Below are 13,760 nucleotides of genomic sequence, written 5' to 3' on the forward strand. Positions count from 1 at the left end.
GACAGAGGGGAGACTTGGGGGTAATCCGATTGGGTTTACTCCGCACCAGCCAGGCGCAGGGCGGCACCTGTTTGTGTTGCCAAAAGAGCGCTCGCGCCAATCGAAGCTTGTGCAATCTGGGGATTGTGAGAAATAGTTATTTGCCGCTAGAGCGCAATTAGACGGTCAAGGAAGCGCCCAGCCCAGTTCGGTCGATTGGCCGCGTCAACCTGCGTTGACGGGGCTCGTGATCGTTCTCCTGCGGTTCTAGACCGCTTCTACTGAGGGGGCGCGGACGAGGCGCTGCCTAGCGACTGGGCGACGTGGGCGGTCGGCCGAGCTGTTGATTTTTGCCGCAAATCAGCGATCTACTGTGCTTCATAGCAAAAAACAGGTGTTCCCGCCCAGCGAGTTAAGAATTTTGACATCGCGTTGCGGTTACGTTTTGGGACCTGGAGATGAATCATGACGAAGCTACTTGACCGCGTTGACTCCGCAGCAACCAAGGGTGCAAGAAAAGAGGCTACGCAATCGCACGCCTCCATGCTGACGGCCCATGGATCAAAGGTTTCCTCCGCGCCGACCATACGGTTGAAAACTACGCATGGCTCCGAAAAGCCAAAAATTACTATCAGCCCTAAGTCGGACCGGTAAGGGCAGCTCTTCTCTCCCTCCTCTATATACAGACAGTGACGCAAGGCGGACCACGGAGCCTGCTGCGGCCGATGAACTTTCGCCAGAGCGGTACCGCAGCGAATTCCGACGTGATTATGCCCGGTTAATTCATTGTCCTTCGTTTCGACGATTGCAGGGTAAGGCGCAACTTTTCCCCTGCCAGGAAAACGACTTTTTCCGTAATCGAATGTCGCATTCGTTGGAGGTGGCTCAGATAGCGAAATCAATTGCTATCAAGCTGAACGATGAACACGACTACTTTCGAACCTTCAATATCAATACGGATCTTGTTGAGTTTGCCGGTTTGGCACACGATGTAGGCCATCCACCCTTTGGTCACAACGGCGAAGCGGAACTAGATCGCCATATGGTGGAGTATGGCGGATTTGAAGGAAACGCGCAGACCCTGCGAATTCTCTCGCGCTTAGAGAAGAAGCAAACCCTCACGTATCCGCATACGCATGAAATCCCGACGCCGTTTGCGAGTGGTCGCGATTGCAGGTTAGGTCTGAATCTGACGTACAGGTCGCTCGCAGCGATTCTGAAATATGACAGCGTGATTCCGCGTAACACCGACGCAAGGCGCCAAGCCCAGAACGAAAAGCATCCGGTCAAAGGATATTCGTTTGACGAACGAGAATTAGTCGAGCGGATAAAAGCGAAGGTTGTCGGGAGCGATTTCGACGGCAAGATGAAGACGATCGAATGTTCGATCATGGACATAGCAGATGACATCGCATACTCGACCTATGACCTCGAAGATGCGTTCAAGGGCGGTTTCCTCACCCCTTTATCAATTATCGCGATGCCCGATGTCGCCAAGTCCTCGATAGTCGAAAAAATTCAAGGCAGGCTGAGCGCGACCTATGGGCACCTTCCGGCCCCTGAGAGGCGCTTCACTTTGGTAGAGTACAACGCAACGCTTCGCCGAATATTTGCAGGCGTGCTGAACGTTGAAGTTCCCGATGCGCTTTTCACGGAGGGGGCGATTGCATCTGACGAGTATAATGCTGCAGTTGTATCCCTCACGGCCAGCACGGCCCAGAACCTGTGTCACAACGGCTATTACCGAACGGAATTCACTTCGCAACTCGTGGGTCGCTTCATTCGCGCTGCAGAGATTTCCCAGTTTGATGAACTGCATCCGGCACTATCAAAAGTGACGCTTTCTATTGAGGCGTTCTTGGCTGTCGAAGTTCTTAAAACGTTATCCTTCGAAGCCGTTATCATGTCCTCGCGCCTAAAATCGGCGGAGAACCGCGGCCGGTGGGTTATTGAACAGATCTTTGGCGAACTGAAAGAAGACGGCGGCTATCTCCTGATGCCGGAGGATTGGCGAGTTTTGATCGAAGCAAATCCTGGCGATACCGCATGGAAGCAGCGCTGTATATGTGACTACATTGCAGGAATGACCGACTCGTACTGTCTCGAATTCTACGAGCGGATATTGGGACGCGCAGCTCCGTCCATCCAGAAGCAACACTAGAGCCGTCCAAGCAAATAGCGCCAGGTGCTTACCCGGTGCTTACCCGGACAGTTCCAAGGCGGCATCAAAATTTAGGAAGTACCTGATTTTACTGGCGCACCCGACACGATTCGAACGTGTGACCTTTGCCTTCGGAGGGCAACGCTCTATCCAGCTGAGCTACGGGTGCGTGCAGGCACCATTTAGCTGATTGGCTCCGGGTCGGCAACGGCGTTGTCCGGCCGGTCAAGGGCTGTAAACTGCCTGCGCCAATATGACAGGTCTTGCGGAAAAGGCTGTCTTTCGAGGGGGGTGCCCATGCGTCCGCTGGAATTCGGCTGGTATCTGCCCACGCATGGCGACACCACGGCCTATGGGCTGATGGAGGCGCAGGTCGCGGGGTCGCCGGAACTCTGCGACCGCGTGGTCAAGGCGGCCGAGGATGCCGGGTTTGAATATCTGCTGATCCCGGTCGGCTCGGTGTGCTGGGAGGCCTGGATATCCGGCGCCTTCATGGCGGCACGCTCGGCGCGGATCAAGCCGCTGATTGCAGCAAGGCCGGGCTATATCAACCCGGTGCTGATGGCAAAGATGATCTCGACCTTCGACCAGATGTCGGGCGGGCGGATCTGCATCAACCTGATCGCCGGGCAGAACGAGAGCGAGGTCGAGGCCGAAGGCGTGCGCTACGCCAAGGAGGAGCGCTACGCGCTGATGGAGGAAGAGGTCTCGATCCTGAAAGCGCTGTGGACGACGCGCGGGCCGGTCAACTTCCAAGGCAAGTTTCACACCATCTCGGGCGCGCATATCCGGCCGCGTCCGCTGCAGCAGCCATTTCCAAGATTCTATCTCGGCGGCGGCTCGCGGCAGGCCTGGGAGGTCTCGGCGAAGCATTCCGACGTCCATCTGTTCTGGGGCGATCTGCCGGAGCGCATCGCGGAGAATATCGCCGAGATCAGGCGGATGGCGCGGGCGCACGGCCGCGAGGACGCGATCGGCTTCGGCATGCGGCTGCAGGTGATCTGCCGGGAGAATGAGGCGGATGCCTGGGAGGCGGCCGACCGGCTGGTGCGCCACGCCACCGAGCGGCAGAAGCAGGAAATGAAGACGCTCTATGTCAGGTCCGAGGCCAACCAGCGCGTGCAGCAGCTCGCGCGCGACTACGGCGACCTGTTGATGCCGCATCTGTGGACCGGCATCACCAAGGTGCGGCCCGGTGCCGGCATCGCGGTTGTCGGCAACCCCGAACAATGCGCCGCGACCTTGCAGCAGTTCATCGATGGCGGCTGTCACTCCTTCTGCCTGTCCGGCTATCTGCACGACGAGGAGGCCGAGCGGTTCGGCCGCCTGATCCGTCCGATCCTCGCGGCGAACAATCGCGGACGGCTCGCGGCGTGAGGTGTACCCGGAAGCTTTCCGAAAATTCATGGGTGAATCGGCGCCCGACGCGCCATGATCCAGCCGGATTGCATCGTGCCTCGCGGCATCAATGGAGACTGAACCATGCATCACCGAGCCTGGCTTGCGGCGTTGATACTGCTCATCGCGACGGTTCACGCGCCGATCGTGTCGGCAACGCAGGCGCAGATCGAGCGCGACCAGAAGCCGGTCAAGGAGATCGCCAGCGGTCGCATTGCCGTCGGCAGCGCGACGTTTCCGGTCTACCTCTCGGCCGACTGGTCCAATCCGCTGCCGGACGTCACCCGCGCGGTGCTGGTGCTGCACGGGGTACTGCGCAACGCCGACGACTATTTCCGCGCGGCGCTCAGCGCGCAGGCCGCGGCCGGCGATGTCGGCAAGAGCACGCTGATGATCGCGCCGCAATTTTTGATCGAGCCTGATGTCGAGGCGTTCAAGCTGCCGGCGGAAACGCTGCGCTGGAGCCTCTATGGCTGGCAGGGCGGCGAGCCCGCGGTCGCGCCGAACCCGGCGAGCTCGTTCGAGGCGCTCGATGCGATCCTGGCCAGGCTCGGCGACCGCAAGCTGTTTCCGAACCTGAAGCAGGTCGTCGTGTTCGGCCATTCCGGCGGCGGCCAGGTGGTGCAGCGTTATGCGATCGCGGTGAAGGGCGATCAGGTGCTGCTGCGCGAGGGCATCGGCGTGCGCTACGTGGTCGCCAATCCGTCCTCCTACGCCTATTTCACCAAGGAGCGGCCGGAGCCTACGATCGCGGCGAAGTGCGAAGGCTACAACAGCTGGAAGTTCGGCATGGACGATCGCCCGCCCTATCTCGCCGAGCCGACCCCGGCCGCGCTGGAGCAGGCCTACGTCGCGCGCCGCGTGATCTATCTCTTGGGAACGCTCGACACCAACCCCAATCATCCCGCACTCGACAAATCCTGCATGGCGGAAGCCGAAGGGCCATATCGCTACGCGCGCGGCCATTCCTATGTCGAGGCGATGCAGGCCCGTGACAACGGCACGCCGAACCACAGCGTGTGGGATGTGCCCGGCGTCGGCCACGAGGGCGGCAAGATGCTCAACTCACCCTGCGGCCTCACCGCGGTGTTCGACATCCCCGGCTGCGAGGCCGCGCGCTAGAGTTCGCGCGAAGCCCGCTGATCGCGATGTGATCGCCTTACGCCGGCACGATCACCTTGCCGATCGGCCACAGCGCAATGCCGGCAAGCTTGAGATGCGCCCAAGCGAAGGGGATGCCGATAATGGTCACCGCGAGCAGGATGGCGGTGATCAGATGGCCGATCGCAAGCCACCAGCCGGCCAGGATGAACCAGATCAGATTGCCGATCACGCCGAGCGGTCCGGTTCCGATATCGGACATGCCGGTGACCTCATCGCGCCGTACCGCACGCGAGCCGAACGGCAGCAGTGTGTAGACCGCGATGTTGAACGCCGCGCGCGCCCAGGGCAGCCCGATGATGGTGATCGCCATGATCACCGCGGCGATCAGCCAGCCGAACGCCATCCAGGCGCCGCCGATCAGGATCCAGAGGATGTTCAGGAGGATAGACACAGGCTGCATGGCTGACACCTTTGTGCCAATCGTAACGGCACGGTAGCCCCGAATCAACCTCAACGCTTGGAGCCGGTACCTTTCAGCGCGTCCCAAGCGGCCTGATTGGCCTGATCGAACGCCTTGCGGGATTGCGCTAACGCCTCACTCAGCACAGACCACGATTCGCTGCCGGCGTGTTTCAACTTCTGCAGACGCGCTTCCGCCTCAGTCGCGTCGGACTTCATTTGTTTGAGCGCGGCGTCGAAGTCACCGGTGTGGGCAGCAACCACTTTTCCCGCGGCCTCGCGGAACTTGTCTGCCGCCTCGCCCCAAGCCTTTGCTTGCGCCGCCGCGACCTGCTTGAACGTGGCCTGCTGCTGCTCGATCTGCTTACCGGCGCACTCGAAGTAAGTCTTCATCTGCGCCTCGAACTCGTTCCACTGATTTTCCAGCTCCGCCTTGGTGCGTGTCCAAGCGGCTTCGCCTGCCTCTGCTTGCGTCTTGAGTCGTGCCTGAAACTCGTCGCGGCGCCGTTTCAGATCGGCGACGATCTGATCCGCCTTGACCATTGCCTCTGTCGTGGCCCCGCCGGCCTTGATCTCGAACGACGCGAGCGCAGCATCCATTTCGTCGATCCGTTCCTTGGCCCAATTCAGGTACAAGTGCACGCTGCTCTGCTCTGACATGACGGCCTCCGCTTGACAGCCAAGTCAAAGGATCGCCTAAGTTGGCCGAGGTCGTGTTGACCTGTGTCAATTCGTCGTCCTTCGGCAGCGCACCAGCGACCGCGCGTCCCCATCGCCGGGTGAAGAGCAAAGCGCGGCATCTCGCCTGCGACAGCCTGGTCTCTACATGCAATAGCACTGCACGCGAGGGACCAGGGCGAGCGCTTACCGCCTGAAACCGCTCGCGCGCGAATAACTCTGGCGGCCCTCCTGGGCCGGGCGCGCCGCCATGCTGGCGCGGGTCTCGCTGGCGACCGGCGTCGCCGGCTTCAGGTCCTCGAGGAAGATCGGCTTGGCGAAGTAAAAGCCCTGGGCGTAGCGGATCTTGGTCGCCGCCTGCAGATAGGTGAGCTCCTCGTAGGATTCGATGCCTTCGGCGATCACGGTCATGCCAAGCGCTTCGCTCAGCGATTCGATCGCGCGCAGGATGCCCTGGCTGCGCGGCCGCTGATGGATGTCGGTGATGAACGAGCGATCGATCTTGATCTCGTCGGCGGTGATGTCGGCGAGCGCCGATAGCGACGAATAGCCGATGCCGAAATCGTCGATCGAGATGCCGACGCCGATGCCGCGCAGGATAGGCAGGATCTGGTCCTGGAAATGCGATCGGGTCACGAACGCGTCCTCGGTCACCTCGATCATGAAGCGTTTCGGGAAGCCGGTCTCCTCGATCGCGCGCGCGAAGCGGCGCATGAACTCGACGTTGGAGGCCTGCTTGGCGGCGACATTGATGCTGATCGTCGCCGTGGGGCCGAACGTGTCGTTGATCAGGTCGATTGACTTGACGATCTCCGCCAGCACCAGAAACGTCAGCTCGTCGATCAGGCCGAGCTCCACGGCGAGGTTGATGAAGGTGCCCGGCGCCTGGATCACGCCCTCGTCGTCGCGCAGCCGGACCAGCGCCTCGATGCCCTTGATCTCCTGGGTGCGGATATCGACCTTGGGCTGGAATGCGCAGCAGAAGCGCTTTTCCAGGATCGCCAGCCGCAGCGACTGCTCGATCTTCATCCGCGCCAGCGCCTCGCGCTCCATGCTGTTGTCGAAGAACGCGGTCGCGCCCTTGCCGTTGTTCTTGACGCGGTACATCGCGATGTCGGCGTTCTGGCGCAGCGCCTCGTAGCTCCTGCCATGCATGGGGTGGAGGCTGACGCCGATCGAGGTCGAGGCGAAGATCTCGGAGTCCTCGATGAAGAACGGCGCCTTCAGCCGCTCCTGCATGACGTGGATGAATTCGGCGACCTCGTCGTTGTCGCTGATCGGGTTCAGCAGCAGCAGGAATTCGTCGCCGGAGATCCGTGACAGGATATCGGTCTCGCGCAGCGCGTGGCCGAGCCGCTTTGACAGCTCGACCAGCAGCGCATCGCCGATCGCGTGGCCGTAATAGTCGTTGATGTGCTTGAAGTTGTCGACGTCGAGGAAGGCGAGCGCGAAATGGCTCTGCGCGGAGTCGCGGATCAGGCCGTTGACGCGATGCTCGATCACCCGCCGGGTCGGCAGGCCGGTCAGTTCATCGTAATAGGCCGAGCGGAACAGCTGATCCTCGAACGCCTTCTGCTCGCTGATGTCGGTCGAGGTCGAAATCAGGAGATTGCGGCCGGCGATCTGGACCGGCCGGTGCGCGGTGAGGAACACGTATTTGGATGCGCCGCAGGCGAGGACTTCCTCGAGCACCACCGGACGGCCGCTGCGCAAGAGCTCCAAATTGGCGGCGTGGCGTTCGTCGACCGGCGATGGCTCGCTCGCGCCGGCGGCCAGCTGCAACTGGCTCGCTGCCGCTTCGTTCACCAGGATGAACTGGCCCTGCTCGTCCTGGACGGTCACGCCGGCCGGCAGCAGTTGGAGAAGATCGCGCAGGATGTGCAATTCATTGCTGGAAATGTCGTCTTGCCCGGTCGCTGCCGTGCCCGCCTGAAAATCGTTTTTGGTGAAACTATGCATGCGCCGACCTTGGCAAAGTCCGGTGTAGTTTTGGTTAAGCGGACTTGCGAAATGCCGTGACAGAAAGAGACCCGGGCTGCTTTCGCAAGCCGTCGCGGCAATCGTCATTAACAGAGTATCAATATCGGCATCGGCCGTCGGTGAAAGCGATTGCGGCGCGCGCGGTTGCATCGGCACGCGCAAATAAAGCGCGTGTACCGAAAAGCGGACTTATCAACAGTTGGGCAGATTGCACTGCATGATGCAGTGAACACCGGTCTTCAGGTAACTGATCTCGGTCTTGCCGTCGAACGGCCGCAGCGCCGACTTCAACAGCTTGGTGCCGAAGCCGGCTTCGCCGATGACCTCGACCACCGGTCCCTCGGTTTCGTCCCAGATCACGTTGAGACGCCCATCGTCCACCGTCCATGACACCTGCAGAAATCCGCGCGGCGAGGAGAAGGCGCCGTATTTTCCGGCGTTGGTTGCGAGCTCATGGAAGATCAGCGCCAGCGAGACAGCGAGCTTGGCGGGCAGGAACAATTGCTCGCCATTGAGATTGAACCGCACATGGCCGTAGGGCCCGAGCTCCGAGCGCAGCAAATCCTTGATATCGCAGCCATAGCCGTCTACCCGCGCGATCAGATCGTCGGTCGCCGAGAGCGCACGGATGCGATGATCGATGCGCTGCCAGACATCGGGCCGGTCCTGCAACGCCTGGTGCAGCACGGCGTGAATGGTCGAGGATTTGTTCTTCAGCCGGTGCTGCAACTCGTCGACCACGACCTTGCGGTACTGCTCCTCCTCGATCAGCCGCTTGGACACTTCGCGCTGCTGCGCGACCAGGGAACGGTAGTGCTCCACGCCCCAGATCGCGATGCCGCACACCACCCAGAAGATCATCAGCAGTGCAAAGCGCGCCGGATCGGCATGCGCGCCGCTGAAATTGAGCACGACGCCGAGGAGGCCGCTGGCCAGCGCGGTTGCAATCCCGATCCGGAAGCCGCCAAGGGCGGTCGCGAAGAACACCGCCGGGAAATAGGGCGTGAAGAACACGTCCGGCCTGATCTGGGCGAGCCCGAAGCGCGCGGCCGTGGCCAAAACGAGACAGAGCACGGCGAAGGCGACCGCAAGCAACACCGATGGCTGGGAATCGCCCCGCCAACCCGCCCTGAAATCGTCGATCCACTTCACCATCGGTCGTTCCAGTTCACGTGAACAGGCGATCCAAAATAAGGCCGCTGCGACCGAAAAACCGCAGTTGTGGCCTTCTGGCCACAGGCGGACCTCGCCGGCCGTTAACCGCACCTGCGCTTGCGTTGGCGGGAGCGGCTGGGGAATATCCGCAACATCAAACGTCAGTTGGGGGATCGCATGGGACGGCTGGATGGCAAGGTTGCGGTGATCACTGGGGCGACCAGCGGCATCGGGTTGCGCACGGCCGAGGTTTTTGTCGCGGAGGGCGCGAGGATCGTGATCGCCGGGCGCCGCGCGCCGGAGGGCGAGGCACTGGCGCGCCGGCTCGGCGGCAACTGCATCTTTCGCCAGACCGACGTCACGGTCGAGCAGCAGATGCAGGCGTTGATCGCGCTTGCGGCGGAGAAATTCGGCCGGATCGACTGCCTGTTCAACAACGCCGGCGGCCCGGCGCAGACCGGCGGCATCGAGGGCCTCGACGTCGAGCGGTTCGACGCCGCGATGGCAACCCTGGTACGCAGCGTCATGCTCGGCATGAAGCATGTTGCGCCCATCATGCGCCAACAGGGCTCCGGCAGCATCATCAACAATGGCAGCATTGCCGGCCGGCTGGCCGGCTTCTCGTCGTCGATGGTCTACGGCGCCGCGAAGGCCGCGGTGATTCATTTCACCAAATGCGTGGCGATGGAGCTCGGCGAGTCCGGCATCCGCGTCAACTCGATCTCGCCCGGTGCGATCGCCACCGGCATTTTCGGCAAGGCGTTGGGGTTGTCGACCGAAGCCGCCGAGCAGACCCCGGCCGTCATGCGTGAGGTCTACAAGGCGGCACAGCCGATCCCGCGCGCGGGCTTGCCCGACGACATCGCGCATGCCGCGGTGTTCCTGGCGAGCGACGAATCGAGCTTCATCAACGGCCACGACCTCGTCGTCGATGGCGCCATGACCGGCGGCCGCAACTGGAGCCAGCAGCAGACGGGCTACGTCGCGCTGCGCAAGGCGTTCGATCAGGGGGCAGGGTAGTCGCATCCGTCATTGCGAGCGAAGCGAGGCAATCCATCGTGCCGCTAGCCGGCAGATGGATTGCTTCGTCGCTTCGCTCCTCGCAATGACGTTGGGGAGAGCGCACGATGGCATACACAATTGCGGTCTGCTGTTGGCCGTGTTTCGCATGAACGCGAAGCTTGAACGCCGGCTGCGCTATCTCGTCGCCGTCATTGTCGCGGGCGCGGTGGCGAGCATCGGAATCAATCTCGTGCAAGGCCGCCACACGTTTGGACCGCTGGTTGCGGGATTCGCTTATGCGTTCGTCACCTGCGTGGCGATCGGAGGGATCGAACTATTCATCCTTCAGGGCCCGATGATGGAGCGGCTCAATCGCTTGTCCTTCGTCGGGCTTCTTGCCGTGCGCAGCACGATCTACGCTGTCATCATCATCGCCATACAATTGCTCCAGGTCGGCGAACGGGTTGCTGGCTTTCCGCTGCAAACCTCGATCGCGGATTTCGGCGTCAGCATCGCCTATTCCGCCGCGGTCTCGGTGCTGCTGAACCTGGGTTTCAGCATCGCCAATCTGATCGGCCCGCGCGTCTTCATGAACTTTGTCTCTGGCCGCTATCACTCCCCGGTCGAGGAGAACCGCTTCGTGCTGTTCGTCGATATCGCAGGCTCGACCGGGCTTGCCGAACGGCTCGGCGGCATCGGCATTCATCGTTTCCTCGACCGCACCTTTCGCCTGCTCACGGAGTCGGTCGTGGATTATCGCGGCGAGGTGCTGAACTATGTCGGCGACGAGATCATAGTGACCTGGCCGGAACGCGCCGGTGCTGTCGATTGCCGGCCGCTGCGCTGCTTCGTGGCGATGCGCGCAGCGCTGCAGAAGGCGGCGCCGCAGTTCGAGCGCGAGTTCGGCGCGGCACCGCAGATCCGGGGCAGCCTGCATTTCGGGCCGGTGATCGTCGGCGAGATCGGCGACATCAAGCCGGCCATCGTGTTCAACGGCGACGTCATGAACACCGCGGCGCGGCTGGAGGAGTTGAGCCGCAAGGTCGACGGCGGCTTCCTCGCCTCGCGCGCGGCAATGGCGCGCTTCGCCGCGCCGCCGCCATTTCCGTTGAGCGACCTCGGCCGGCTTCCGATCCGCGGCCGCGTGGATGGCATCGACGTGGTGGGGATCGGGGCGGTGGCGTAACCTTCACTCGGGAAGCGGTGACCAATCGCAGGAAATCTGATCGCGCTCGACGCCGAAGCTGTCATGCTCGGGCGTGAAGCGATGGAATCGTACCAGCGGCGCGACGCCCTCGTTTTCCTGTGGAGTGGATAGTCCCAATGCCTTGCTCGCGAAGTCGGTTGCGACAATTGCCGTGATGTCGGCGATGCTGAACTTGTCACCCGCTACGAATGGCATCTCGGACAGGCGTACCTCAAGATCGCCGTAGAAGTCAGCGATCCGGCGCTGACCACGGGTGACCAATTCGGGGATCTGATCGTAGCCGTGAGGTCCTGCGATCGCGCGCCCTTTCAGGCCGGCCGCCCCGTTGCGCACGGTCTCCATGACCGAAGCGAAGCCCTCCAACTCCATCCGTCGCTCCCACATGGTGATCATTGCCTTTTCCTTGGGCAAAGTTCCGAGCAATGGCGGATTCGGCTGCACTTCTTCGAGATAACGGATGATCGCCGACACCTCCGCGATGATCGTCCCGTCGTCAAGAACGAGGGCCGGCACGACGCGTCGCGGGTTGATCGCCGCGTAGGCGTCCGAGAACTGTTCCCGCGCACCGAGATCGACCGGCACGAAGGGCATCGTTATGCCCTTCTCTGCCAGATAAATCCTGATGCGACGCGAATTGGGCGAACCGGAAGACTGGTAGAGTTTCATGGCTGGTCTCCCGAACTCAAAGTTTTGAGCCGCCGCCGACCTGGATGGTATCGCCGGTCACCCAGCGCGCGGCATACGAGGCGAGAAAGGTCACTGCGTCCGCGACGTCGTCGGCATGACCGATCCGTTGCAAGGCTTGCATCTTGAGCGCGTAATCGCGGCCCTCATCCGTCTTGGCGAATTCGGACATGTCGGTGTCGATGATGCCCGGCGCCACGGCATTGACGCGGATGCCGCGGGACCCGAGCAGCGACGCGAAGTGCTTCACCATCGTGTCGATCGCGCCCTTGGTGGCAGAATAGGCCGACAACTGGCCCACAGCAGCCCGCGCCGCCAATGACGATGTCATCACGATACTGGAGCCGTCGCCCAACAAGGGGAGTAACTGCTGCACCAGGAAGAACGGCGCGCGGACGTTGACTGCGAACATGCGATCGAAATCCTCGACGGTCTGCTCTTCGATGGTCGCGGGCACCGCAATTCCTGCGTTGGCGACAAGAATGTCGAGTTGGCCGACGACGAGCTTGCGCACCTCGGCGGCCAGCCTCTGCGCGCCATCGGATGCGGACAGATCGGCACCGACGGCGTCGGCCTGCCCGCCGGCTTCGCGAATTTCCGCGACCAGGGAATGCGCATCGTCGGCGGAATTTCCGTAGTGAACGATAACGCGGGCGCCGGCGAGAGCGAGCGCGCGGGCGGTGGCGCGGCCGATGCCTCGGGAGGCACCGGTGACAAGGGCGCTTCGGCCGATGAGGTCGGTCATGGTTGTTCTCGTGGTTGGATTTGTGATCGGGGTGTCTTCACGCAGCGGTCTTGCCGCCGTTGACGCTGATAATCTGGCCGGTGATGAACGATGCCTTGCTCGACGCCGCGAACAGGATGGCGTCCGCGAGCTCCTCCGGGCGGCCCGCTCGCTTCATAGGAATCCCCGCAACCATCCCGGCCTTGCGATCGGCGGAGCCCGTGAACCTGTCGAGCATTGCGGTCTCTATCGGACCGGGCGCGATCGCGTTGACGCGGACGCCAAAGGCGGCCGCCTCCAGAGCGGCGGATCTGGTCAAGCCTTCAACGGCGTGTTTGCTGGCAACGTAGAGCGAAGCATTCGGCGCTCCGCGGCTGCCCATGGTCGACGATATGTTCACGATGCTACCGAAGCCCTGGGACTGCATGATCCTGAGTTCGTGCTTCATCGACAGGAGAACACCGAGAACGTTGGTGTCGAAAGTCGCCGCGTAGCTTTCCGCGGTCTGCTCGGTCACTGGTCCGGGTGTGCCTTCCGTGCCGGCATTGTTGACTGCGACGTCGAGACGGCCGAACCGCTCGATCGTCCGCTCGACCAGTGCCGAAACGTCGCGCTCTTGCCGCACGTCGGCGCGGACGAATTCTGCTTCGACGCCCAGCGACCGGAGCTCTTCAGACAGCGCACGGCCGGCATCGTCGTGGCGGCCGGAAACGACGACGCTCGCTCCCTCGCTGGCGAAGGCAAGCGCGGTGGCGCGGCCGATACCGGTGAGGGCACCTGTGATCAGGACGACGGAGTTGCTCATTCTTACTCTCCAGCGGATACGGCCGGTATGCTCGATCGGCCTAGTTCGCCAATTTCCACCGCAGCAGCTCTCGAAGACGTTGCGAGGTTTTGGCTTCAATGGCTGGAGATTTAGGAGAGGCTGGCTTCTTTGAGAAAGACTTCGTAGGGTTTGAGGTATACTTTTGAGGAATAGCTATGGAACTGCGACACCTCCGTTATTTCGTCGCCGTGGCCGAGGAGGGCAGCCTTTCGGTCGCGGCCCAAAAGCGTCTGCACACCGCACAGCCGTCACTGAGCCGCCAGATCCACGATCTAGCCCGTCCTATTCGTGAGAGTGCGGCTTTTGGGCCCGATTGATGCGGCCGTACATCTGCTCTGACGAGGCGCACAGGATTGCCTTCGGCTTTTCACCGCCTGACGACCGGTACTTTGCAACGCGCTTG

General features: G+C 62.0%; 12 protein-coding genes, 1 tRNA gene and 1 pseudogene. 6 read left to right on the forward strand and 8 right to left on the reverse strand.

Annotation, left to right across the window (positions count from 1 at the left end):
- Window positions 1-583: 583 nt before the first annotated feature.
- Window positions 584-2,140 (forward strand): dGTP triphosphohydrolase, encoded by a 1,557-nt coding sequence (gene dgt, locus AC066Y_RS32830; protein WP_478277494.1) that lies wholly within the window; start codon window positions 584-586, stop codon window positions 2,138-2,140.
- Between the two features lie 92 nt (window positions 2,141-2,232).
- Here dgt and AC066Y_RS32835 read toward each other — a convergent pair.
- Window positions 2,233-2,309, reverse strand: a tRNA-Arg gene (locus tag AC066Y_RS32835).
- Between the two features lie 128 nt (window positions 2,310-2,437).
- Here AC066Y_RS32835 and AC066Y_RS32840 point away from each other — a divergent pair.
- The gene (locus tag AC066Y_RS32840; RefSeq protein WP_478277495.1) at window positions 2,438-3,517 is read left to right on the forward strand and encodes an LLM class flavin-dependent oxidoreductase; all 1,080 of its coding nucleotides are present in this window, start codon (window positions 2,438-2,440) and stop codon (window positions 3,515-3,517) included.
- Window positions 3,518-3,622: 105 nt separating this feature from the next.
- Window positions 3,623-4,660, forward strand: a complete 1,038-nt coding sequence (locus AC066Y_RS32845) for an alpha/beta fold hydrolase (protein ID WP_478277496.1) — start codon at window positions 3,623-3,625, stop codon at window positions 4,658-4,660.
- 37 nt (window positions 4,661-4,697) lie between these two features.
- On the opposite strand, the gene AC066Y_RS32850 is transcribed toward AC066Y_RS32845, so the two are convergent.
- From AC066Y_RS32850 to AC066Y_RS32865, 4 genes are all read right to left on the reverse strand, one after another.
- Window positions 4,698-5,102 (reverse strand): YccF domain-containing protein, encoded by a 405-nt coding sequence (locus AC066Y_RS32850; protein ID WP_163160147.1) that lies wholly within the window; start codon window positions 5,100-5,102, stop codon window positions 4,698-4,700.
- A gap of 50 nt (window positions 5,103-5,152) precedes the next feature.
- A complete protein-coding gene (locus AC066Y_RS32855; RefSeq protein ID WP_456759626.1) occupies window positions 5,153-5,761 on the reverse strand; it encodes a sll1863 family stress response protein in 609 nt (202 codons plus the stop codon).
- A gap of 204 nt (window positions 5,762-5,965) precedes the next feature.
- Window positions 5,966-7,738: a putative bifunctional diguanylate cyclase/phosphodiesterase gene (locus tag AC066Y_RS32860; RefSeq protein ID WP_478277497.1), complete on the reverse strand. Its 1,773-nt coding sequence runs from the start codon at window positions 7,736-7,738 to the stop codon at window positions 5,966-5,968.
- A gap of 213 nt (window positions 7,739-7,951) precedes the next feature.
- Window positions 7,952-8,914, reverse strand: a complete 963-nt coding sequence (locus AC066Y_RS32865; protein WP_478277498.1) for a sensor histidine kinase — start codon at window positions 8,912-8,914, stop codon at window positions 7,952-7,954.
- Between the two features lie 177 nt (window positions 8,915-9,091).
- Between AC066Y_RS32865 and AC066Y_RS32870 the strand changes: the two genes are divergently transcribed.
- Both AC066Y_RS32870 and AC066Y_RS32875 read left to right on the forward strand, forming a co-directional pair.
- Window positions 9,092-9,934, forward strand: a complete 843-nt coding sequence (locus AC066Y_RS32870; protein ID WP_478277499.1) for an SDR family NAD(P)-dependent oxidoreductase — start codon at window positions 9,092-9,094, stop codon at window positions 9,932-9,934.
- Window positions 9,935-10,082: 148 nt separating this feature from the next.
- A complete protein-coding gene (locus AC066Y_RS32875; protein WP_478277500.1) occupies window positions 10,083-11,102 on the forward strand; it encodes an adenylate/guanylate cyclase domain-containing protein in 1,020 nt (339 codons plus the stop codon).
- A gap of 3 nt (window positions 11,103-11,105) precedes the next feature.
- Here AC066Y_RS32875 and AC066Y_RS32880 read toward each other — a convergent pair whose 3' ends face one another.
- Genes AC066Y_RS32880 through AC066Y_RS32890 form a run of 3 tightly spaced genes read right to left on the reverse strand, consistent with a single transcriptional unit; the run spans window position 11,106 to window position 13,336 of the window.
- Window positions 11,106-11,789: a glutathione S-transferase family protein gene (locus AC066Y_RS32880; RefSeq protein ID WP_478277501.1), complete on the reverse strand. Its 684-nt coding sequence runs from the start codon at window positions 11,787-11,789 to the stop codon at window positions 11,106-11,108.
- A 16-nt stretch (window positions 11,790-11,805) separates the two neighbouring features.
- Entirely contained in the window at window positions 11,806-12,552 is a 747-nt protein-coding gene (locus AC066Y_RS32885) for an SDR family oxidoreductase (protein ID WP_478277502.1), read from the reverse strand.
- A gap of 37 nt (window positions 12,553-12,589) precedes the next feature.
- Window positions 12,590-13,336: an SDR family NAD(P)-dependent oxidoreductase gene (locus AC066Y_RS32890; RefSeq protein WP_478277503.1), complete on the reverse strand. Its 747-nt coding sequence runs from the start codon at window positions 13,334-13,336 to the stop codon at window positions 12,590-12,592.
- A gap of 176 nt (window positions 13,337-13,512) precedes the next feature.
- Between AC066Y_RS32890 and AC066Y_RS32895 the strand changes: the two are divergent.
- Window positions 13,513-13,644: pseudogene (locus tag AC066Y_RS32895) on the forward strand (LysR family transcriptional regulator); the annotation flags it as partial.
- Between the last annotated feature and the right edge of the window lie 116 nt (window positions 13,645-13,760).

Source organism: Bradyrhizobium sp. USDA3010, assembly GCF_056429065.1.